Source organism: Achromobacter sp. Bel, from assembly GCF_012928505.1.
Lineage (GTDB): Bacteria > Pseudomonadota > Gammaproteobacteria > Burkholderiales > Burkholderiaceae_B > Achromobacter.
Window position 1 is genome coordinate 15,784 of the sequence record NZ_JABBJN010000057.1, and the last position, 21,225, is coordinate 37,008.

Genomic DNA, 21,225 nt, shown 5'->3' on the forward strand with positions numbered 1-21,225 from the left:
TGGGATGGCCCGGGCACGGCGCCCGGATGGATGCGCCCCGCGAGGGCGGCATGCTGGCGCAGGCCGACTTCCGCCAGGCGGTGGAGATGCTGCCGCTGGTGTCCATCGACCTGCTGTTGCGCGACGCCAACGGCCGTTATCTGACCGGTCTGCGGACCAATCCGCCCGCCCGGGGAGCCTGGTTCGTGCCCGGCGGCCGCGTCCGCAAGAATGAGTCCCTGCGCGACGCCTTGCGCCGCATCGCCCGCGACGAGCTCGGCCTGCCGGTCGCGCCCGAGGCCTGGACCCCGCGCGGCGTGTACGAACACTTCTATGGCACCAATTTCGCGGGTGAAGCCGGCCGCTCCACCCATTACGTCGTCCTCGCCTACGAGGCCGAATTGTCGTTGGACACCGTAAGCCTTCCGCAGTCCCAGCACAACAGCTACCGCTGGCTGCCGGCGCAAGAGATCGCCGCCGACCCCGGCGTACATCCGTATACCCAGGCCTACTTCAAGGAGTGAGCGCCATGACGAATCCCCCTCCCCCCTACCGGGCTGTCATCCTTTGCGGCGGTTCCGGTTCGCGCCTGTGGCCGTTGTCGCGTGAACTGCTGCCCAAGCAGTTCATCCGTTTGACGGATGCCCGCAGCCTGTTGCAGAACACGTTGCTGCGTCTGGGCTCGGCCGGCGCCCAGGCCAAGCCGATGCTGGTGTGCAACGACGCCCACCAGTACATCGCGGCCGAACAGACACTGGAACTGGGCATCAAGGACGCCGAGGTGATCCTGGAGCCCTTCGCGCGCAATACCGCCCCGGCGATCGCCGCGGCCACCTTGCGCGCCATGCGGGACGGCGAAGACCCCATCATGCTGATCATGCCGTCGGACCACGTGCTGGAGGACGGCGAGGTGCTCAGCGCGGCCTTCGCTGCCGCCTACGAGGCCGCGCGCCAGGGCGCGCTGGTGACCTTCGGCATCACCCCGACCGCGCCGCTTAGCGGCTACGGCTATATCCAGGCGGAAGAACCCGGCGTCATGGCGCCGGCCCGCCGCGTGCGCCGCTTCGTGGAAAAACCGTCGCCGGAGGTGGCGCAGCGCTTCATCGACGACGGCGGCTACTACTGGAACAGCGGCATGTTCGCCTTCCAGGCGTCGGTCTTCCTGTCTGAAATGGCCCGGCTGGCGCCGAAGATGCTTGAGCAGGTGCAGGCCGCCGTGGCCACAGGCCACGGGGAAAGCGGGCTGTTCCACCTGGACGGGCCCTCATTCGAGGCCTGCCCCAGCGATTCGATGGACTACGCCATCATGGAACGCACGGACAGCGCCGTCGTCATCCCGTTGGCGGCCTCATGGAGCGACGTCGGCGCCTGGGACGCGGTCTGGGGCATCGCCCAGAAGACGGTGGAAGGCAACTCCACCACGGGCGACGTCATGGTCGAGGATTCCCGCAACTGCCTGATCCACTCCACCAGCCGGCTGGTCGCTTCGGTGGGCCTGGACGACATCGTGGTGATCGAAACAGCCGACGCCGTACTGGTGGCCCATAAGTCCCGGTCGCAGGACGTCAAGCGCCTGGTCGAAATCTTCAAGACCCAGCACCGTTCCGAACTGAACCACCACCGCGAGGTGCAGCGCCCCTGGGGATCGTACGACTCGGTGGGCCACGGGCCGCGCTATCAGGTCAAGCGCATCACGGTCAAACCGGGCGCGCGCCTGTCGTCCCAGATGCATCACCACCGGGCCGAACACTGGATCGTGGTGTCGGGCACGGCACGCATCTACAACGGCGACAAGCAGTACCTGCTGACCGAGAACCAGTCGACCTACATCCCGCTGGGCGAAACCCACAGCCTGGAAAACCCCGGGAAGATTCCGCTGGAGATCATCGAGGTGCAGTCGGGCGCGTATCTGGGCGAAGACGACATCGTGCGCTTCCAGGATCTATACGGTCGTGTCTGAAAAAACGCCGAAAGAGCCATTCTGGCGCCCCGGCTTGGCGCGGATCTGCCTGCCCATGGCGGGGTTGTTCTTCGCCGTGCTGGTGACGGTGGGCAACCTGCCCGGCCTGGCCGCCGACATGTCCGACGCCTTCGGCGACAAGCGCCTGCATCTTGTGGCCTACGCCTTCCTGACCGCGCTGATTTACCTGTCGGTCAACCGGCGCCCGGCCCTGGTGGCCATGCTGACGGTCACGGCGTTAGGTGCGCTGGACGAATCAATCCAGTCCTTTTTTCCCTATCGACAGGCTGAACTCTTAGACCTTTTGGCCGATATCTTGGCGGCTGGTGCAACAGTAATCTCATTGCACATCGGTTCCGCAGCCTTCGGCTCCTTTCGTGAAGTCACTAAGTCTTAAGGATACAACCATGCCAAAACGGGCACTGATTACCGGCGTTACCGGCCAAGACGGGGCCTATCTGGCGGAGTTCCTGCTGGCCAAGGGCTATGAGGTCCACGGCATCAAGCGGCGTGCTTCGCTGTTCAATACCGCGCGCATCGACCACCTGTATCAGGATCCCCACGACCAGCCGCGCAATTTTGTGCTGCATCACGGCGACATGACGGATTCATGCAGCCTGATCCGCATCGTGCAATCCGTTCAGCCAGACGAGATCTACAACCTGGCGGCCCAAAGCCATGTGGGGGTGTCGTTCGAAGAGCCGGAGTACACCGCCAACGCCGACGGCCTGGGCACCTTGCGCCTGCTGGAAGCCATCCGCATCCTGAAGCTTGAGGAAAAGGCGCGTTTCTACCAAGCCTCCACCTCGGAACTTTACGGTCTGGTGCAGGAAACGCCGCAGAAGGAGACTACCCCCTTCTACCCGCGCAGCCCCTACGCCGCGGCAAAGCTGTACGCCTATTGGATCAGCGTGAACTACCGCGAAGCGTACGGGATGTACGCCTGCAACGGCATCCTGTTCAACCACGAATCGCCCAAGCGCGGCGAGACCTTCGTCACCCGCAAAATCACCCGCGGCCTGGCGCGCATCGTGCTGGGCCTGCAGGAATGCCTCTACCTGGGCAACCTGTCGGCGCTGCGAGATTGGGGCCATGCCCGCGATTACGTCGAAATGCAGTGGCTGATGCTGCAGCAAGAGACGCCGGAAGACTACGTCATCGCCACGGGCATGCAATACAGCGTGCGCGAATTCATCAATACGGCGGCGCGCGAGCTGGGCATCCTGCTGGCCTGGGAGGGCGAAGGGCTGGAAGAAACGGCCACCGTGCTGTTCTCGCCGGTCCACGACATCAAGCCCGGCCAGGTGATCGTGCGGGTGGACCCGCGGTACTTCCGCCCGACGGAAGTGGAAACCCTGCTGGGCGACCCCACCAAGGCGCGGGAGAAACTCGGCTGGTCGCCGCGCACGACGTTCGCGCAACTGGTCAAGGAAATGGTGGAAAGCGACCTGAAGGATGCGCGCCGCGACGCGCTGGTCGAACAGAACGGCTACGAAATCTACGCCTACAAGGAGTAGTCCGCCATGACGAACCTGGACCAACGCGTGTTTGTCGCCGGCCATCGTGGCATGGTGGGCGCCGCGATCACCCGCGAACTACAGCGGCGCGGCTACCCCCATGTGCTGACCCGCACCCGCGCCGAACTGGACCTGGAAAACCAGAATCAGGTGCACCGCTTCTTCTCGACGACCCCGGTCGACGTGGTGTACCTGGCGGCGGCCAAGGTGGGCGGCATCCTGGCCAACCAGAATCATCCGGTCGACTTCCTCTACAAGAACCTGATGATCCAGTGCAACGTGATCCGCGCCGCCTACGCGGCCGGCGTGCGCCGCCTGCTGTTTCTGGGTTCGTCATGCATCTACCCGCGCGACGCTGCGCAGCCGTTGCGCGAAGACGCCTTGCTGACCGGCCCGTTGGAATCCACCAACGAGCCGTACGCCATCGCCAAGATCGCAGGCCTGAAGCTGTGCGAAGCCTACCAGCGCGAGTACGGTGCGCGCTTCATCTGCGCCATGCCGACCAACCTGTATGGCCCGCATGACAACTACGACCTGCACAGCAGCCATGTGCTGCCGGCCCTGATTCGCAAATTCCACGAAGGCCGCGAAGCGGCGCAGGAAAGCGTGACGATCTGGGGCACCGGCACACCGCTGCGCGAGTTCCTGTATGTGGACGACCTGGCCCAGGCCTGCGTGACGCTGATGGAGCATCCCGACGCCGAAGGCATCTACAACATCGGCGCGGGCAAGGACATCTCCATCGCGGACCTGGCGGCGCTGGTGGCGCGCGTCGTGGGTTACCACGGGCGCATCGTCTACGACACCAGCAAGCCGGACGGCACGCCGCGCAAGCTGATGGACTCGTCGCGCGTGCAGGCGCTGGGTTGGCGGCCCGGCATTTCGCTCATCGACGGCATCACGCTGGCCTATGGGCATTTCCTGCGCGAACGCGCCGACCAACCCCGACAGGCGCTGCCCGTGGCCTGACGGCCGCGCCAGCATGAAACACAGGCTACCCGATGCTTGGATTCGTCAGGAAACACATCGCCGGCAACGCTTCCTTCTGGGGGCTGGTGGAATACGGCATCGGCCCGATCGCGGCGCTGGTGGCCTTGCCCATCCTGTTCCGCCAGCTGGGCACGGTAGGCTTCGGCCAGTATTCGATGATCATCGCGCTGGCCGGGTTCGGCAATGCCGCCAACCTGGGCGCGGCCGTGACCGCGACCAAGCTCGTGTCGGAACGGATTCACGAGCCGGGCGGCGCCTACCGCGCAGCGGGCGTCAGCATGTCGCTGATCGGCTGCGCGCTAGGCGTGGTCACGCTGGCCGCAGTGCTGTTGTGGGCGGTCGTCGGCCTGGCCTGGCCTGCTGCGACTTTCGGCGGCGTGGCGGTGACCCTGCTGGCGATGCCGGCGCTGGCCATCTATCTGACCCAGCAGTATGACCAGTTGTTCTCGGGCTGCCTGAAAGGGCGCGAGGACTTCCGCGCCACCGCGCTGTGCGAAGTGTTCAGCCGTTCCGGCACGATGGCGCTGGCCTGCGCCACGGCGGCGCTGACCGCCTCCCCCACGTGGACGGGCGTGGCCCAGGCGTTCGGGCTGCTGGTCGCTGGCACCGTGAAGATGCGCGTGTTCTCGCGCGCTTACGGACGGGTGCTGGTGCGCCCGGTGCGCGACCGCGCCGCGATGATGGACGCATTCAAGTTTTCCCGCTGGTCCTGGCTGAACAGCCTGAGCGCGCTGGCGTTCGGATCCGTGGACCGCGTGCTGGTGGGCAGTCTCATGGGGCCGGCCGCGCTGGCGATCTATACGGTCGGCGTGCAGGTCGGACAGATCATCCATACCGCCGCGGTGGCGATCTTCCAGAAGGCCATGCCGCGCGTCAGCCGTCTGTCGGTGTCGCCGCCGTATGCCGGCGCGGCGGAACACGAGATCCGCCGCATGATGCTGTGGAACCTGGCGCTGTCGACCAGCGCCACGCTTGCCGTGCTGGCGGTCAGCCATCCTCTTTTGAACCTGCTGCTGGGCGCCAACGTGGCTACCGGCCATCTTGCGACCTTCCGTCTGCTGATCGTGGCATCGGGGCTGTTGTCCCTGAATGCCGCGGCGCACTTCTCGCTGCTCGGCCTTGGAAATTCCCGCGCGGTCGCCATCCTGAACGGCTTGGGCGGGTTGGCGATGCTGTGCGTCATGGCGGGATTGGTACACGCGGCGGGCGAGCACGCCGCGGCCTGGGGCCGCATGGCCTACGCGGCGATCACGCTGGCCGGCGTGGCTCTCGCCATCCGTCAATCCCGCCCCGACTTCCCGGGCGCATTGCCAGCGGCCACCCGATAACCCCACCATGTTGAGGTCCTACATGCGCAAGCGTCATAACGAGTACTCACGTCAGCTCATCGACTTCGTCCGCGAGCTCCGCCCGCCCGCGCCGATCGCCGGGGGCCTGCTGCCCAAGGTGACCATCGTGACCCCCTCGTTCAACCAGGCCAAGTTCCTGGAACGCACCATTCTGTCCGTGCTGAACCAGGGCTATCCGCGGCTGGAATACATCATCATCGATGGCGGCTCGACCGACGGCAGCGTGGACATCATCCGCAAGTACGAGCGGTACCTGACGTACTGGGAAAGCACCCCGGACCGCGGCCAGTCCCACGCCATCAACAAGGGGTTCGAGCGCGCCACCGGCGATTACGTCGGCTGGCAGAACTCCGACGACCTGTACTTTCCGGGCGCGCTGCGCAAGCTTGGCGCGGCCGCCGCGCGGGGCCGCGCGCCGATCGTCAGCGGCAACCTGTTCGTGGCCGACGCCAACAACCAGATCTTCCGCAAGATCCACTACACGCCAGTCAATCGAGGCACGCTGACGGTGGTGAAGGCATCGATTCCCAACCAGTCGGCCATCTTCCGCCGCGACCTGCTGCGCAAGTACGGCCTGCTGCAGGAAAGCATGCGCTACTGCATGGATCTGGAGCTGTGGAGCCGGCTGCTGCGCGAAGGCAAGAATCTGATCGTGCCGGATGCGCTGGGCGTCTATACGGCGCACGACGAAACCAAGACGGCCTTGATGCAGGACGTGCTGCTGGAAGAGCGCGAGCAGATCGTGACCCGCATCCGGCGCACCGAGCCGGGGCTGGGCCGGCTGTTCGAACTGTCCTGCCGCGCATCGAAGGTGGCCGCGCACGCCCGCCAGGGCGACCTGTCCTACCTGTTCGAAAAGCTGACCACCAAGATTTTCGGACGCGACGACTGGGCCGCACACTAGGAAACTCACATGAGTCCGCACCGCCGCCTCTCCACCCTGCACCTGCTGGGGTTGTTTGCGTTCACCGCCCTCGCCCTGAACGACGACCGGTTCATCCTGGGCGTGGGCAGCTTCAAGCTGTCGCCTTTCGACGTGCTGTTCGTTGCCATGCTGGCCGTCAAGGCGTTGCGGCTGGCCGAACCCAGCGCCTATGCCTTGCCGCGCGGCCTGCTGGGCGCGCTGCTGGGCTTGCAGGCGATGTCGGTGATCTATCTGCTGCTCGTGTCGGCCCACCACCCCGGCATCGAGACCGGCGACGTCGCGCGCGACCTGCGCATCGTGTTCTATTTCCTGTGCACGCCTTTCCTTTGCTACAAGGACATCGACAGCCCCGCCGCCTACGCCGTGCTGCAAAAGTACATCGTGGCGGCCTGCCTGGCGGTCGCCACGCTGATGCTGCTGGAGCAGCTGCAGGGCTTCAGCGTGGCCAACCCATTGCGCAACGTGCGGCTGGGCGTCTGGGCCATTCCGTTCGGCGTGGTGTCGCTGCTGTACTTTCGGCGCACGCTGAACGTGTCCGGCCCCAAAGCCTATGCCTTGACGGTCTACATGCTGCTGGCGCTGGTGTTCTCGTTGAACCGCAGCCAGTACCTGCAGTTGGCGGTGTCGGTGCTGATCGCCGTCCTGCTGGGATCGGGCCCCGAGATCCGCCGCCGCGCCGTGCTGATCTTCGCGCCTGCGGCCGTCGCCGGGGTACTGGTGTTCGCCAGCATCGGCTATCTGGACGTGCTTGCCAACCGCATCTTCAGCGTCGAAAAGCTGGACGAGGACTCCAGCTACGGCGCCCGCATCCAGGAAATGCAAGGGCAGATGGATTTCTTCGCCGAAAGCCCGGTGTTCGGCAAGGGCGCGGGGTTCCGCAGCTGGGTGATGGGGGAAAACGGCTTCGAACTCAGCACCTTCGCGCACAATTCCTGGGCGTTCTACCTGATGAAGTTCGGGGTGGTGGGCACCATCATGATCATGCTGCCGCCCCTGCTGATCCTGCTGCTGACGCTGCTCAGGCGCTACCGACATCCCGGGCTGGAGATGCACCGGCGCTACCTGTTGGCCACCGCGCCCATCTACATCTTCATCGATTCACTGTCGGGCGGCCTGGCCTATGCGCCCAAGACCGCATTCACCGGATTCCTGCTGTGCTATTGCCTGTCGCTGATGCGCAATGCACAGATCATGCCCGTGCCGCGGGCCAAGACGCCCGCTGCGCCGCTCACCCCCAGCCACCGTCCGGACGCCGCGCGCCGGTCGCTACCGCGAGTGATTCCCCATGCCTGATGTCTTGTTTGTCGCGCCCGACTTGCACGGCGGCGTCGGAAGATGCGTCGCCTTCATCGTGGACGCCTTGCCGGAACAGGGCGTCGATTCCGCCCTGTTCCTGCTGCGATCGCGCAACCGCGAATATCCGGTCGGCAACCCGAAGGTCACCCGCGCACTGCCAGTCATTGAATCGCCCACCAAGCTCCGGTTGATGCTGCCGCTGGCGTTCATGCGCCTCTTGGCCCAGATCCGGCGCGACAAGCCCGCCATCGTTTGCTCGCACGGCCTGTTGTGCAACATGCTGGTCGTCCTGGCCAGGAAGATCCTGGGCGGCACCTTCCGGACCGTCGCGTTCGAGCACAGCAGCCCGGCCATCCACTACGGCGCATCGCGGATGCGGCGCCTGAAGTGCTGGCTGGTCAGCCAGACCTACCGCCGCCACGACGCCGTCGTGGGCGTCTCGCGCGGCGTGAAGGAGGACCTGGTCAGCATGTTTCCGCCGCTGCGCGGCAAGGTCCACACCATCTACAACGGCGTGCCGCTGGACAACGTGCGCCGGCAAGGCGCCCAGCGCCCGGAAGGCGATGGCACGACGCCCTATCACGTGGTGGCGGTCGGCCGGCTGGAAGCAGTGAAGGATTACGCCACCCTGATCGACGCCGCCGCCCTGCTGGACGACCCCGGCATCGCCTTCACCATCCTGGGCGAAGGCTCCGAGCACGCGGCGCTGCAAAAGCGCATCGACGACCGCCCCTCCCGCACGACCGTCACGTTGGCCGGCCACATCGACAACCCGTTCCCCGTGATCGCGGGCGCGGGCGCCTTCGCGCTGACTTCGATCCGCGAGAGCTTCGGCAATGTGCTGGTTGAAGCGCTGTGCCTGGGCGTGCCGGTCATCTCCACCGACTGTCCCCATGGGCCGGCGGAAATCCTGGACGCCGGCCGCTACGGCCTGCTGGTGCCGGTGGGCGACGCGGCGGCGCTGGCCGATGCGGTGCGCCGCCTGGCCTACGACGGCAGCATCCGCGAGCAACTGGCCGCCCAAGGCCCCGAGCGCGCCGACGCCTTCTCCCTAGAGCGGCATTGCCGCAATGTCATCGCGCTATTCCAGCCGCTGATGCAACGCGGCACGCCCTGAACAGGAAAGCATCATGCAGAAAATACCGGTTTCCGTGGTGGTCATGACGAAGAACGAGGAACGCAACATCACCAAGTGCCTGAAAGCGCTGGCGGAGTTCGACGAGGTGTTCGTGGTGGATTCCAATAGCACCGACGCCACCTGCGCGATGGCCACGGCGCTGGGCGCGCGTGTCTCGAACTTCGAGTGGAACGGCAAGTACCCCAAAAAGAAGCAGTGGTGCCTGGAACAGCTGCCGTTCTCGCACCCGGTCGTGCTGTACGTGGACGCCGACGAGGAAATGACGCCCGGGCTGGCCGCCGAGATCCGCGAAACCCTGCCGCGCTTCGCCGCCGGCGCGGGCGGGGCCTTCGTGCCGTTCGATTACGTGTTCTGCGGAAAAAAGCTGGAACATGGCCACCGCGTCTACAAGCTGGCGTTGCTGGCGCGCGACCAGTCCCGGTTCCTGGACTATGACGACCTGGACGTGGCCCACATGTGGGAAGTCGAAGGCCACTACCAACCCCAGGTCAAGGGCGAGACCTTTGCGCTGCGCCAGCGTATGGTGCATAACGACCACGACTCGCTTTTCCACTATTTCGACAAGCACAACCGCTATTCGGACTGGGAAGCCAACCTGCGCACCAAGGGACTGATGAACGACCCGCGCGAAGCCAACGTGGGCGCGCGCGCACTGCTCAAGCGCATCTTCCAGGCCATGCCGTTCAAGGCGCCAATTTCCTTCCTGCATTCCTACGTCTTCCGCCTGGGCTTTCTGGACGGCAAGGCCGGCTACGACTACGCGGTGGCGCGCGCCATGTATTACTGGCAGATCCGCATCAAGACCGAAGAGCTCCAGAAGGCACGCCTGGCGCGTGCCGACGACACGCAGGCCGATGCCGTGGCGGGAGCCGCCAAATGAGCGCGCTGCAACAACTGGACCGCTTTGCACTGGCGCCTGGCCAACGCGGCCGCTCCGCATTGACGGTGCAGCTATGGTGGATGGTGCAAGGGACGGTGTTCCGATGGTCGCCGCAGGTAGCCTATGGATTCCGCCGCTGGCTGCTGCGCTGCTTCGGCGCGCAAGTGGGCCGCAAGGTGCTGATCCGGCCGACCGCCACGGTGACCTATCCGTGGAAGGTCCAGATCGGCGACTACGCCTGGATCGGCGACGACGCCGTGATCTATAGCCTGGGGCCCATCCACATCGGCGCCCACGCCGTGGTGTCGCAACGCAGCTACCTGTGCGCCGCCGACCATGACGCCGGCCAGCCGGATTTCCCCCTGCGCGAGCGCGCGGTCCGCGTCGAGGACGGCGCCTGGGTGGCGACAGACGTATTCGTCGGCCCCGGGGTGACCATCGGCCGCGAGGCCGTGGTGGGCGCGCGCAGTTCGGTGTTCCGTAACATGCCCGCCGCGATGGTGTGCCACGGCAACCCTTGCCGGCCCGTCCGCCCCCGCCTGCCCACGCCGCCATGAAGATACTGATCTACGGGATCAACTACGCGCCGGAACTGACCGGCATCGGCAAGTACAGCGCCGAACTGGCCGAATGGCTGGCCGCGCACGGCCACGACGTCAGCGTTGTGACCGCCCCCCCGTATTACCCGCAATGGCAGGTCCACGACGGCTATCGCGCAGGCCGCTATCGCAAGGAAACGCGGGCCGGCGTCACCGTGCGCCGCGCGCCCCTGTGGGTGCCCGCGCGCCCGGGCGGCGTGAAGCGCCTGATCCACCTGGCAAGCTTCGCCGTGTCCAGCGTACCGTCGCTGCTGCGGGCGGCCGCCAGCCGGCCGGACCTTATCCTGGTGGTGGAACCGGCCTTGTTTTGCGCACCCGCCGCCTGGCTGACCGCACGCCTGTGCGGCGCGCGCGCCTGGCTGCACATCCAGGACTACGAAGTCGACGCGGCGTTCGAACTGGGTCTGCTCAAAGGCGCGGGATTGCGCGCGATGGTCAAGCGGGCCGAACGCTGGCTGATGCGCCGCTTCGACCGCGTATCTACGATATCGAACCGCATGCTGGATCTGGCGCTGGCCAAGGGCGTCGCGCCCGAGCGCGCGGTGCTCCTGCCCAACTGGATCGATGTCAATGCCATCGCCCCGCGTGCGGACGGCGGCGACTACCGCGCCGAACTGGGCATCCCCGCCGACGCGATCGTCGCCCTGTACTCGGGCAACATGGGCGGAAAGCAGGGGCTGCAGACGCTGGCCGACGTGGCGCGGCTGCTGGCCGACGACACGCGGGTTTGGTTCGTGTTCTGCGGCCAGGGACCGGAACGCGCGCCGCTGCAGGCGCGCTGCGAAGGCTTGCCGCGAGTACGTTTCCTGGACCTGCAACCGGCGGCCCGGCTGGGTGCGCTGCTGAACACGGCGGACATCCACCTGTTGCCGCAACGCGCCGGCGCGGCCGATCTCGTCATGCCGTCCAAGCTGACCGGCATGCTGGCCAGCGGCCGTCCCGTCGTCTGCGGCGCCGCGGCCGGCACGGAACTGGCCGCCGTCGTCGCGCATTGCGGACTGCTCGCCCCGCCCGAGGATGCCGACGCCATGGCCCAGGCCGTGCGCACGCTTAGCGACGATGCGCACGCTCGTGAAACCCTGGGCGCCTCGGCGCGCCACTACGCGCTGACCCATCTGCACGTGGATGCGGTACTGGCAGCGGCCGAACGCGCATTCGAGTCCGTGGTCGGCCCCAAGGCCAAGGCGGCATCCCTGAAAAGCCGCACGCGCGAAAGCGATACGTAGGACGGATGAAGCGCGAGCGTTCTCGCGCTTCATCCGTCCGACTGCCCCTCGCCATGAAACGCGAGACCGGGGCTCTGGCTCGGGAAGACGAGCCCGCCCCTATTCCCATCAATTGCTGTCCGTCTTGCCCTGCGCCAGGGTGCCGGCGCTTCTGACCAACCCCATCTGCACCGCGATGTACGCCGCCTCGGCCTGATTGCGCGCGTTCAGCTTCCAGTACAGCGTGCGCGCGTGGCTCTTCACCGTCGCGACCGATATGCCGACCTGCTGGCCGATCTCGCGCATCGTCTTGCCTTGCACCAGCAGCTGCAGAATTTCTTCCTGCCGCTGCGTCAGTTCGCGCAGTTCCTGCGCCGGCGCGTGCGACAGGTTCTGCGGCCGGCCGGCCGGTTGGGGATAGCACTCGCCGCCTGCCGTCACCAGGCTGACCGCCGCCGCCAACGCGTCGGGGCTGGATGCCTTGGGCAGATAACCCGCGACGCCGCTGCGCGCGCAGACGCCCATCACGGACTGATCCAGCGCGGAATACAGCACCAGCACAAGGCGCGGCATGAAAAAGGCCATTGCCTGGGAGATAAGCCCGATGTCCTGCTCGGCCATGCCGCTGCAACCGATGACCAGCAATTCCACTGGGCGGTTGATCGAACTGGACATGTTGAGCAGGTGAGCTGGCGAGATGGCCAGAATGTCGTCGGCGTTCCGGACACGTTCCAGCACATGCTGAATTGCGACGCGAAGCAGAGCGTAGTCTTCGATCAGTACGGTTGTCATCCCGGGAGGAACCTTGTGACGCATGGCCCATACACGGTTCCCGCGACATCGGCGCATCACCTTGCCCAGGCAGGTTCTGGTGGTGCGCCGGCATGACGGGAATCTCGTCCGCGCTATTGGATCGCGATCGCGAGGCGTTGTAATTCGCGCTCTCAACCCATGCTTGCGGACACAACCCATGCTATCAGCGGCTACGTCCGCTGAATCTCGTTCAGGAGGATGATTGGTGGTGGAAAGGCGTGCTGCGGCGCACGCCGGGCCCTGCTGTGTATGCCTTAGCCAGGATGGCTATGAAGACCCCGGCAGCAACGGAACCTGCGCGTTCCAGGCTGCCGGGCAGGCAACGCAAGCCGCTGCTACCCTAGTTTGCGCCCATAGCTCTGCCCGGCGTCCGTCTCCCTGCCATTGGGTTCATGCCATTCCAAGGTCGCCCCGCGCTGCAGCGCCGCGTAGACGGCTTCTCCCTTGTTCTTGACATGCAGGCGCTGGTAAAGCGTACACGCATGCGTCTTGGCAGTGGCGACCGAGATATTGAGCATCCGGCTGACCGTCTTGATCGGATAGCCCCTGGCCAGCAACACCAGGACCTCGTACTGACGCGGCGTGATCTGAAGCAACTGCGCACCGGCGCTGACCGGCATCGTGCCCTTTCCGGATGCGTCGTCAGCATCGCGGGACGGCAAGGCGCAGACCGTAGCCGCAGGCGCTTGCATTGCCTGCTCGCTGGGAAAACACTGCCCACCCGCCATGACCAGGCGTATCGCGGCTTCCAGGATTTCGACCGAAGCAGTCTTCATCAGGCAGCCATACACGCTTGCGCCCGGCAAGCCCTGCACCGGCATGGGCAACGGCATCACGTCCGTCAGAAGCAGAATCCGCTTGGGGGTGAGCACACGCTGGATCTCGTGCAATGCGCTCCATGCCTCGTCGGTATCCACCGGCAACCCGTAGATCAGAAGATCGGCGCCCGCGTGCGCGCCGTCGGCCTTGGACAAATCCGCCAGGCCCATCCCCTCGATTTCCCACACATCGTCCAACTTGCTAAGTATCTGCCACAACCCCAACCGCAATAGCGGATGAGCTTCAATCAGGACCATCTTGGCCATGGTGTCCTCCCGGTTCTTGACGGGCCTAGAAGGGATCTTCGCTGTGCTGAAGACTATTTTTTTTCCAACCCTGCGGTGGGTGGTCCGCACCATCCCGGAATATCTAATGAAGCTGGACCGGGGCGTTTGGGCTGGGCAACTTTGGTAGCCAACATAACGGATGGCATGAACCCATCTTATGGTTCGAAACTGCCAAAATCAAGACGTTTCAGGGCGATATAATCCGATAAAAACAGAAATCAATCGTTAGCCTTAATCACTCTCGTAAATAGGGATGAGATGACCGTCTCCCCACAATTACCGCTAGGGTTTTCACCAGGATTCCAGGGCATCCCAGGGCGGTGACCTTCATCCCTCCCCTTGCGGAGGCGCAATAGGGACGGGGATGAGGGCACACACGGCAAAAAAAAAGCCACGCCGGGGCAGACCCCCGACGTGGCACGGACGACCGGTGTTGGCTGAAAATGCTATCGATATGTATCAACGGACACAGGCTGCCCGTGCAAACATCTGTCAATCGAAATATAGGTAACATTTTTATTTTTGTGCCGGATGCGTCATTTACTCCATATAGGCGAAATCAAATACCGTATGCCCCCCCTGGTGATGCCAATGGTGCATTGAAGCATGACGCTTCCTCAAAAAGTCCGCGTAGTGGATTTCGCCATCCGTTTCGACGTAAGTGGTCGGAGACAGCTCCTCGATCCGGTTCAGCGAAACGCCTTTTCCGTAGTGGCAGAAGCCTTGGTACTGCGCGCAACGGATGACGTCTCCGCTAGGCGATACAACGATTCCCGCGTTGCGGGCCCGCATCGGGTTGCGCACGATCGGGTTGCAGGCGTGCGGCGTCCAGGCGGTGGAGCGCGGCGAGTCCGAAAAGAACGCGAACAGCTCGTCGCAATGGCTCTGACCATCCGTTCGGTCAATATTGGTTAATAACCACCAGTATTCTCCGTGTTTAAAAATAATGGTATCCACGGCGGATATATTGGTCATCAGCGTGACGTCAAGTTCCCATTTAAGCGGAAATTCCGTGCACTTCCATAATTCAATACTACGATTCCCGCACGTTTCCGGAACCATATACGTCACACCGTCGTGTTCGAAAATATATGGAAAAGACAGGTGATACGGCAGGTTCAGGGCAGTGCCTAGCAGCCGGAAAGCCCCGTCGGAGTAGGTCGCGACCGAAATCGTACCCTTCCGGGAAGAGAAATCGTAATCCTCAAAAAATATATATGGCTTTTTATCGTGGGTATATACAAAAGGGTCGGCGAAAAATCGGCCCTTCGGGGGTTGCAGCACCATCGCTTCGGATATCACCGCCTGTTGCCGAGACGACGGGAACATGCCGATCCGCCATCGGACATTGCGTTTCATGATGCGCCGCACAATCAAATCAGATATTAACCACGCCTGGCGCGCGATATAAGCCGCGCTATTCCACTCCATGGGGTCTGGCCGGCGAGGCCCGCTCATGATCTGCATTTCGGGCGTCGCCAAGGCTTGCCTGGCACGGGCCAGCGCCTGCAGGGCATCGTAGATCATGAAATTTCCCAGGCTGAAAGCACGCGCCTGATTCTTCAGCCAGAACACCTCGGTGTTGAAACTGCGCTGGTCCAGGAGTTCATCCTGATCCGCTTGCGGACCGACGCGCCAGAGTTTCACCGTGGTGTGATCCTCGCGCTGATAAACCTCCCAAAAACCGGCATATCGACTGGTCGACACCGCGATATCGGAATAGCTCAACTGCCAGACGCCCAGGCGCGCCCACCCCATCATTTGCGTGCGTGTCGCCAGCGATGCGCCCAGCGTGATCACCAGGTCCAGCCCCAGCGCGGCAACCACGTCCTCGCCGTGCGCCTCGGCTTCCGGCACCAGCGGCAGCACCGGCACGCCAGGCGGCATGCTCTGCCGCATGTCACGGCAGTTCGCCAGCATCTGGCGCTGCTTGACCGGCAGCAGGCGGGCCTCGAAGCGCGACAACGTGCCGAACAAGGCCTTCACCCCCAGGCGCGGCGCCTTGCCCGTGCCTTCGGGGGATATCACCAGCAAAGCGGACATATCGAAATCCTGACTATGGATCAGCCACTCCGCCATCTCATGCATCCAGCCGGGTTGCTCATACCCGTCAACCAGCAGTCCCACTCTGTAGGTTTTCATTTGTCCTGCTCCTGTGTCAGGGCGCACGGGTGGCCGCAGCGGTCTGGCAAACGGGCCCGCATCACGTATCGCCGGTGCGACGCGTTGAAGTCCTCGCGCTGATACTGCGGCGTTTTGGACGCGCCTTCCAGACCACATTCATCCTAGGCCGGCCGTCCGAGGCCGAACGGCTCAGCCCCCCGCCGACGACCGATGGGCGCGTCCTCCAACGGCGCGACCCGTCTCATCCATCTGGTCTAGCTGACCCGGTACCTTCATACCTGAAGGGTTCAGTCCGACCGGTGCAGAAAAGCCATCACGGGTAAACCCTATTGGGGATTGCCGAGGCTCGCTTATCGCACTTGCCTACCGCATAATGTTTTTAAACGAACGTTTGAATTCAACCTTATGCAAGAAATCAGAACTCCCAACACTCGCGAATCCATCCTGGACACCGCCGAAGCGCTGTTTGCGCAACAAGGCCACGATGGAACATCGATGCGGCAGATTACGGGCGCGGCTGGCGTCAATCTGGCGTCGGTGAACTATCACTTCGGCTCCAAAGAGTCCCTCGTCCAGGCGGTGCTCAAACGTCGCCTGGAAGTCTTGAACCGCGAACGCCTGCGCCTGTTGGATGAACTGGAGTCGCAATCCGGCGGCAAGCCCCTGAAGCCCTCGCTGATCGTGGACGCATTCTTCGGCACCTTGCTGCGCCTGGCCGCGGATCCGGCCCAGGCGGGCAGCACATTCCTGCCGCTGCTTGAACGAACCATGACCGACCCGTCCGACTTCATCCGCGCGCTGTTCGCCGAGGAATACGCCGACGTGCTGGAGCGCTACCGCAATGCCCTGTTCGCCGCGCTGCCCGACGTGCCCAAGGCCGAAATCGTCTGGCGCTTCCAATTCATGCTGGGCGCCACCTCGTACGCGATCATCGGTACGGACCTGCTCCGGTCCGTCACGGGATGGACGCTGGACGAAGCCGAGCAACCCGACAACCCCGACCTGCTGCTGCCCCGGCTGATGAGCTTCCTGCTGGGCGGACTGCGCGCGCCGCTTCCACCCGTGGCGGGCACGTAGCCGCCCCGCCCCCCCCCCGGACCGGCCACCAGAACAGAACACATACGGAGACAAAGAAATGAACGCAGTCCTCATCGCGCTGGTGGCAATCGCGCTTCTTGCCGCCGTCTTGCTGGGCGTGCGCCCGATCCGGCGCGCGCTACTGTCGGCGCCGATCTTCAACCTGTACCGGAAAGTGCTGCCGCAGATGTCGGACACCGAGCGCGATGCGCTGGAGGCCGGCACGGTATGGTGGGAGGGCGAACTGTTCCGCGGCCGGCCGGACTGGAGCCGCCTGCTGGCCTATCCGCGCCCGCGCCTGACCGAACAGGAGCAGCACTTCCTGGACAACCAGGCCGAAGCCGCCTGCCGCATGGTCGATGACTGGAGCGTTACGCAGGAACGCCACGACCTGCCCGCCGACGTCTGGAGCTACCTGAAGTCCCAGGGGTTCCTGGGCATGATCATCCCCAAGGAATATGGCGGCCTGGCCTTCTCGGCCTATGCGCATTCCGAAATCGTCACCAAGCTGTCCACGCGCTCATCCGCGTTGGCGGTGTCCGTCATGGTGCCCAATTCCCTCGGCCCCGCCGAACTGCTGCTGCATTACGGCACCGACGAACAGAAGAACCACTACCTGCCCCGCCTTGCGCGCGGCGAAGACGTGCCCGCTTTCGCCCTGACCAGCCCCTGGGCCGGATCGGACGCCGCAGCCATCCCCGACAGCGGCATCGTCTGCAAGGGCGAATGGCAGGGCCGCGAAGTGATCGGCATGCGGGTCACGTGGGACAAGCGCTACATCACCCTGGCGCCCGTCTGCACCCTGCTGGGACTGGCGTTCCGCCTGTATGACCCAGAAGGCCTGCTGGGCGGCAAGAAGGACCTGGGCATCACGTGCGCGCTGGTGCCGCATGACCACCCTGGCGTGGACACCGGCCGCCGCCACTTCCCGCTGAACGCAATGTTCATGAACGGGCCCACCCGCGGCACCGATGTCTTCATGCCGCTGGATTTCATCATCGGCGGCCCTGCCATGGCCGGCCAGGGCTGGCGCATGCTGATGGAATGCCTGGCCGCGGGCCGTTCCATTTCGCTGCCCTCGTCCAACACCGGCATGTCCAAGTTGACTGCCCGCGCCGTGGGCGGCTATGCCCGCGTGCGCAGCCAGTTCCGCACACCGGTCGGCAAGTTCGAAGGCGTCGAAGAGGCGCTGGCGCGCATCGGCGGCAATACCTACATGATGGATGCGGCGCGCAGCATGACGGCGGGCGCCGTGGACCTGGGCGAAAAGCCCTCCGTCGTGTCGGCGATCGTCAAATACCATGTGACCGAACGCGCCCGCCAGGTGGTCAACGATGGCATGGACGTGATCGGCGGCAAGGGCATCTGCCTGGGCCCCAACAACTTCCTGGGCCGCGCGTACCAGCAGATCCCGATCGGCATCACCGTGGAAGGCGCCAACATCCTGACGCGCAGCCTGATCATCTTCGGCCAGGGCGCAATCCGCTGCCACCCATATGTACTCGCCGAAATGCAGGCCGCCCAATCGCCGGACAAGAAGCAAGGCCTGGCGGATTTCGACCGGGCGTTCTGGGGCCATGTCGGCTTTGTCGCCCGCAACAAGCTGCGCGCGCTGGGCACCGCGCTGACGGGCGCCCGCTACGTCAGCGTGAACGCCGATGTCGCGCCGGACATGTTGCGCTACTACCGGCTGCTTAGCCGCTACTCCGCCGCCTTCGCCTTGCTGGCCGACACCTCGATGCTGGTGCTGGGCGGCAGCCTGAAGCGCCGCGAACGCCTGTCGGCGCGCCTGGGCGACGTGCTCTCGCAGATGTACCTGATCAGCGCCACGCTAAAGCGCTTCGAAGACGAAGGCCGCCAGGCCGCCGACTCGCCGCTTGCGCACTGGTCCATCCAGGACGCGCTGTTCAAGCTGCAGGAAGCGTTCGACGGCGTGCTGGACAACTACCCCAACCGCTTCGTCGCCTGGAGCCTGGCGCGCATCATCTTCCCGTGGGGCCGGACGCAATCGCTGCCCTCCGACCAACTGGGCCAGGACGTGGCGCGGCTGCTGATCAACCCCAGCGCCACGCGCGACCGGCTGACCGCAGGCTGCCACCTGCCCGCCACCGCCGACGAGCCCGTGGGCGCCATTGAACAGGCGCTGGCCGCCACGCTGGAGGCCGAACCCATCGAAGCCAAGATCCGCGAACTGGAAAAGCGCGGCGCGCTGGAAGGCAACCCGCAGGCCAATGTGCGCGACATCGCCGACGCCGCGTACGCCGCCGGCGGCATCACCGCCGAAGAATATGCCGTGGTGAAACGCCGCAACAGCTTGCGCGATACCGTCGTGAAAGTGGATGATTTCCCCTTCGACCTCGGTGCGTCGGACGCGGCCAGGCCCGCCGGCGAGCTCAAGGTCGCCTAGGGAGGCATCGAATGGCATTCAAACCGGTTTACGTCGTCGACGGCGCCCGTACGCCCTTCCTGAAAGCGCGCACCGGGCCCGGGCCCTTTTCCGCCGGCGACCTGGCCGTGCAGGCGGGCCGCGGCCTGCTGCTGCGCCAGCCCTTCGCGCCCACGGACTTCGACGAGGTCATCGTGGGCTGCGCCGCGCCGTCGCCCGATGAAGTGAACATCGGCCGCGTCATCGCGCTGCGCCTGGGCTGTGGCAACCAGGTGCCCGGCTGGACGGTGATGCGCAATTGCGCATCGGGCATGCAGGCCCTGGATTCCGGCATCGCCAACATCCAGTCCGGCCGTTCGGAACTGGTGCTGGCGGGAGGCACGGACGCCCTCTCGCGCGCGCCGCTGTTGTTCTCGGACGACATGGTGCGCTGGCTGGCCGGCTGGTACGCGGCCCGCGGCATCGGCGCCAAGCTGGCCACCTTGCGGCGTTTCAGGCTGAAGAGCCTGGCCCCGGTCATCGGCTTGTTGAAGGGCCTGACGGACCCCGTCGTGGGCCTGTCGATGGGCCAGACCGCCGAGAACGTCGCCACCCGCTTCGGCATCGATCGCGCCGCCATGGACGCCTATTCGGCCGGCAGCCACCAGCGCGCGCTGGCGGCCCGCGCAGCCGGCAGCATGACCGAGATCACGCCGTTGATCGACACCCAAGGCAAGCTGTACCCCGAGGACGACGGCGTGCGCGAAGACTCCACGCCCGAAAAACTGGCCAAGCTCAAGCCCGTGTTCGATAAGCCCTGGGGCAACATCACCGCCGGCAACAGTTCGCAAGTGACCGACGGCGCGGCCATGCTGGTGCTGGCCTCCGAAGAGGCCGTCGCCAAATGGAACCTGCGCCCGCTGGGCCGCATTGTCGACAGCCAGTGGGCGGGGCTGGATCCCGCGCAGATGGGCCTGGGGCCGGTGCATGCGGCCACGCCCATTCTGCAGCGCCACGGCCTGGGCTTGAACGACCTGGATTTGTGGGAGATCAACGAGGCCTTCGCCGCCCAGGTGCTAGGCTGCCTGGCCGCCTGGCGCGACGAGGCCTATTGCCAAGCACACTTCGGTACGCCAGCATGGGGGTCGCTAGACCCCGGCAAACTCAATGTGGATGGCGGCGCCATCGCGATCGGGCATCCCGTAGGGGCTTCCGGCGCCCGCATCGTGCTGCACCTGCTTGACGCTCTGAAGCGCCGCCGCGCTAAGCGGGGCATGGCAGCCATTTGCATCGGTGGCGGCCAAGGCGGCGCAATGCTGGTTGAAACCCTGGACGAGGACCGCCCATGACGACACTGGACTCGCTATCGCACTGGCGCCTGGAGCGCGACGCCGATGGCCTGGCGTGGCTGACGTTCGACCGCGCGGGCAGCGCCGTCAACGCCTTGTCGGCCGACACCATGGCCGAGCTTGCCGTGGTGCTGGATGCGCTGGACGCCGCGCCGCCCAAGGGCCTGATCATCCAATCCGGCAAGGCCACGGGATTCATCGTGGGCGCTGACGTCAATGAGTTCGCCAGCCTGGACACGCCCGAGCAAGGCCGCGCGCTGGTGGCCCGCGGCTGGAACCTGTTCAAGCGCCTGGCCGCCGTGCGCTACCCCACGCTGGCCCTGATCCAGGGGCATTGCCTGGGCGGCGGACTGGAGCTGGCGCTGGCCTGCCGCTATCGGCTCGTCGCGGACCAGCCCGGCACATCGCTGGCGCTGCCCGAGGTCATGCTGGGCATTTTCCCCGGCTGGGGCGGGATGCTGCGCTTGCCGCAGGTGATCGGCGCGCCCGCCGCGCTGGACATGATGCTGACCGGCCGTGGAGCCGACGCCCGCCGCGCTGCCAGATCGGAAGA

19 protein-coding genes are annotated in these 21,225 nt (G+C 65.2%); 16 read left to right on the forward strand and 3 right to left on the reverse strand.

Going from position 1 to position 21,225, the window contains the following annotated elements:
• Nucleotides 1-50: 50 nt before the first annotated feature.
• From HG262_RS25650 to HG262_RS25705, 12 genes are read left to right on the forward strand one after another with little or no spacing between them, the layout of a single operon-like run.
• A complete protein-coding gene (locus tag HG262_RS25650; protein WP_169273713.1) occupies nucleotides 51-503 on the forward strand; it encodes a GDP-mannose mannosyl hydrolase in 453 nt (150 codons plus the stop codon).
• Nucleotides 504-508: 5 nt separating this feature from the next.
• Nucleotides 509-1,939 carry a mannose-1-phosphate guanylyltransferase/mannose-6-phosphate isomerase gene (locus tag HG262_RS25655; RefSeq protein ID WP_088589059.1) on the forward strand — a complete coding sequence of 477 codons (1,431 nt, stop codon included), beginning with the start codon at nucleotides 509-511 and terminating at the stop codon, nucleotides 1,937-1,939.
• Between the two features lie 34 nt (nucleotides 1,940-1,973).
• A complete protein-coding gene (locus HG262_RS25660) occupies nucleotides 1,974-2,336 on the forward strand; it encodes a VanZ family protein (protein WP_169273714.1) in 363 nt (120 codons plus the stop codon).
• 10 nt (nucleotides 2,337-2,346) lie between these two features.
• The gene (gmd, locus tag HG262_RS25665; RefSeq protein ID WP_006225566.1) at nucleotides 2,347-3,456 is read left to right on the forward strand and encodes a GDP-mannose 4,6-dehydratase; all 1,110 of its coding nucleotides are present in this window, start codon (nucleotides 2,347-2,349) and stop codon (nucleotides 3,454-3,456) included.
• Between the two features lie 6 nt (nucleotides 3,457-3,462).
• The gene (locus HG262_RS25670) at nucleotides 3,463-4,425 is read left to right on the forward strand and encodes a GDP-L-fucose synthase (RefSeq protein ID WP_169273700.1); all 963 of its coding nucleotides are present in this window, start codon (nucleotides 3,463-3,465) and stop codon (nucleotides 4,423-4,425) included.
• Nucleotides 4,426-4,457: 32 nt separating this feature from the next.
• Nucleotides 4,458-5,774 (forward strand): oligosaccharide flippase family protein, encoded by a 1,317-nt coding sequence (locus HG262_RS25675; protein WP_169273701.1) that lies wholly within the window; start codon nucleotides 4,458-4,460, stop codon nucleotides 5,772-5,774.
• A gap of 22 nt (nucleotides 5,775-5,796) precedes the next feature.
• A complete protein-coding gene (locus tag HG262_RS25680; RefSeq protein ID WP_006225563.1) occupies nucleotides 5,797-6,699 on the forward strand; it encodes a glycosyltransferase family 2 protein in 903 nt (300 codons plus the stop codon).
• 9 nt (nucleotides 6,700-6,708) lie between these two features.
• The gene (locus tag HG262_RS25685) at nucleotides 6,709-8,013 is read left to right on the forward strand and encodes an O-antigen ligase family protein (RefSeq protein WP_169273702.1); all 1,305 of its coding nucleotides are present in this window, start codon (nucleotides 6,709-6,711) and stop codon (nucleotides 8,011-8,013) included.
• Nucleotides 8,006-9,133 carry a glycosyltransferase gene (locus HG262_RS25690; RefSeq protein WP_169273703.1) on the forward strand — a complete coding sequence of 376 codons (1,128 nt, stop codon included), beginning with the start codon at nucleotides 8,006-8,008 and terminating at the stop codon, nucleotides 9,131-9,133. The genes HG262_RS25685 and HG262_RS25690 overlap by 8 nt, the downstream gene beginning before the upstream one ends.
• 13 nt (nucleotides 9,134-9,146) lie before the next feature.
• The gene (locus tag HG262_RS25695; RefSeq protein ID WP_169273704.1) at nucleotides 9,147-10,034 is read left to right on the forward strand and encodes a glycosyltransferase family 2 protein; all 888 of its coding nucleotides are present in this window, start codon (nucleotides 9,147-9,149) and stop codon (nucleotides 10,032-10,034) included.
• Nucleotides 10,031-10,591: a putative colanic acid biosynthesis acetyltransferase gene (locus HG262_RS25700; protein WP_169273705.1), complete on the forward strand. Its 561-nt coding sequence runs from the start codon at nucleotides 10,031-10,033 to the stop codon at nucleotides 10,589-10,591. Before HG262_RS25695 ends, HG262_RS25700 begins: the two co-directional genes overlap by 4 nt.
• Complete coding sequence (locus HG262_RS25705) at nucleotides 10,588-11,859, forward strand: glycosyltransferase WbuB (RefSeq protein WP_169273706.1); 1,272 nt, start codon at nucleotides 10,588-10,590, stop codon at nucleotides 11,857-11,859. The genes HG262_RS25700 and HG262_RS25705 overlap by 4 nt, the downstream gene beginning before the upstream one ends.
• Before the next feature lie 108 nt (nucleotides 11,860-11,967).
• Here the strand turns inward: HG262_RS25705 and HG262_RS25710 are convergent, their stop codons facing one another.
• The 3 genes from HG262_RS25710 to HG262_RS25720 form a co-directional block, all read right to left on the reverse strand.
• Nucleotides 11,968-12,630 (reverse strand): response regulator transcription factor, encoded by a 663-nt coding sequence (locus HG262_RS25710; protein WP_169273707.1) that lies wholly within the window; start codon nucleotides 12,628-12,630, stop codon nucleotides 11,968-11,970.
• 356 nt (nucleotides 12,631-12,986) lie between these two features.
• Nucleotides 12,987-13,736 carry a response regulator transcription factor gene (locus HG262_RS25715; RefSeq protein ID WP_169273708.1) on the reverse strand — a complete coding sequence of 250 codons (750 nt, stop codon included), beginning with the start codon at nucleotides 13,734-13,736 and terminating at the stop codon, nucleotides 12,987-12,989.
• Between the two features lie 561 nt (nucleotides 13,737-14,297).
• On the reverse strand, nucleotides 14,298-15,899 hold the full coding sequence (locus HG262_RS25720) for a hypothetical protein (RefSeq protein ID WP_169273709.1): 1,602 nt from the start codon (nucleotides 15,897-15,899) through the stop codon (nucleotides 14,298-14,300).
• 387 nt (nucleotides 15,900-16,286) lie between these two features.
• Between HG262_RS25720 and HG262_RS25725 the strand changes: the two genes are divergently transcribed.
• From HG262_RS25725 to HG262_RS25740, 4 genes are all read left to right on the forward strand, one after another.
• Nucleotides 16,287-16,958 carry a TetR/AcrR family transcriptional regulator gene (locus tag HG262_RS25725; protein WP_006225553.1) on the forward strand — a complete coding sequence of 224 codons (672 nt, stop codon included), beginning with the start codon at nucleotides 16,287-16,289 and terminating at the stop codon, nucleotides 16,956-16,958.
• A gap of 58 nt (nucleotides 16,959-17,016) precedes the next feature.
• Nucleotides 17,017-19,365 carry an acyl-CoA dehydrogenase gene (locus HG262_RS25730; protein WP_169273710.1) on the forward strand — a complete coding sequence of 783 codons (2,349 nt, stop codon included), beginning with the start codon at nucleotides 17,017-17,019 and terminating at the stop codon, nucleotides 19,363-19,365.
• Between the two features lie 11 nt (nucleotides 19,366-19,376).
• Complete coding sequence (locus HG262_RS25735; protein ID WP_169273711.1) at nucleotides 19,377-20,672, forward strand: acetyl-CoA C-acetyltransferase; 1,296 nt, start codon at nucleotides 19,377-19,379, stop codon at nucleotides 20,670-20,672.
• Nucleotides 20,669-21,225: enoyl-CoA hydratase-related protein (locus HG262_RS25740; protein WP_211187774.1), on the forward strand; the 557-nt coding region annotated here is incomplete at its 3' end. The genes HG262_RS25735 and HG262_RS25740, both read left to right, overlap by 4 nt.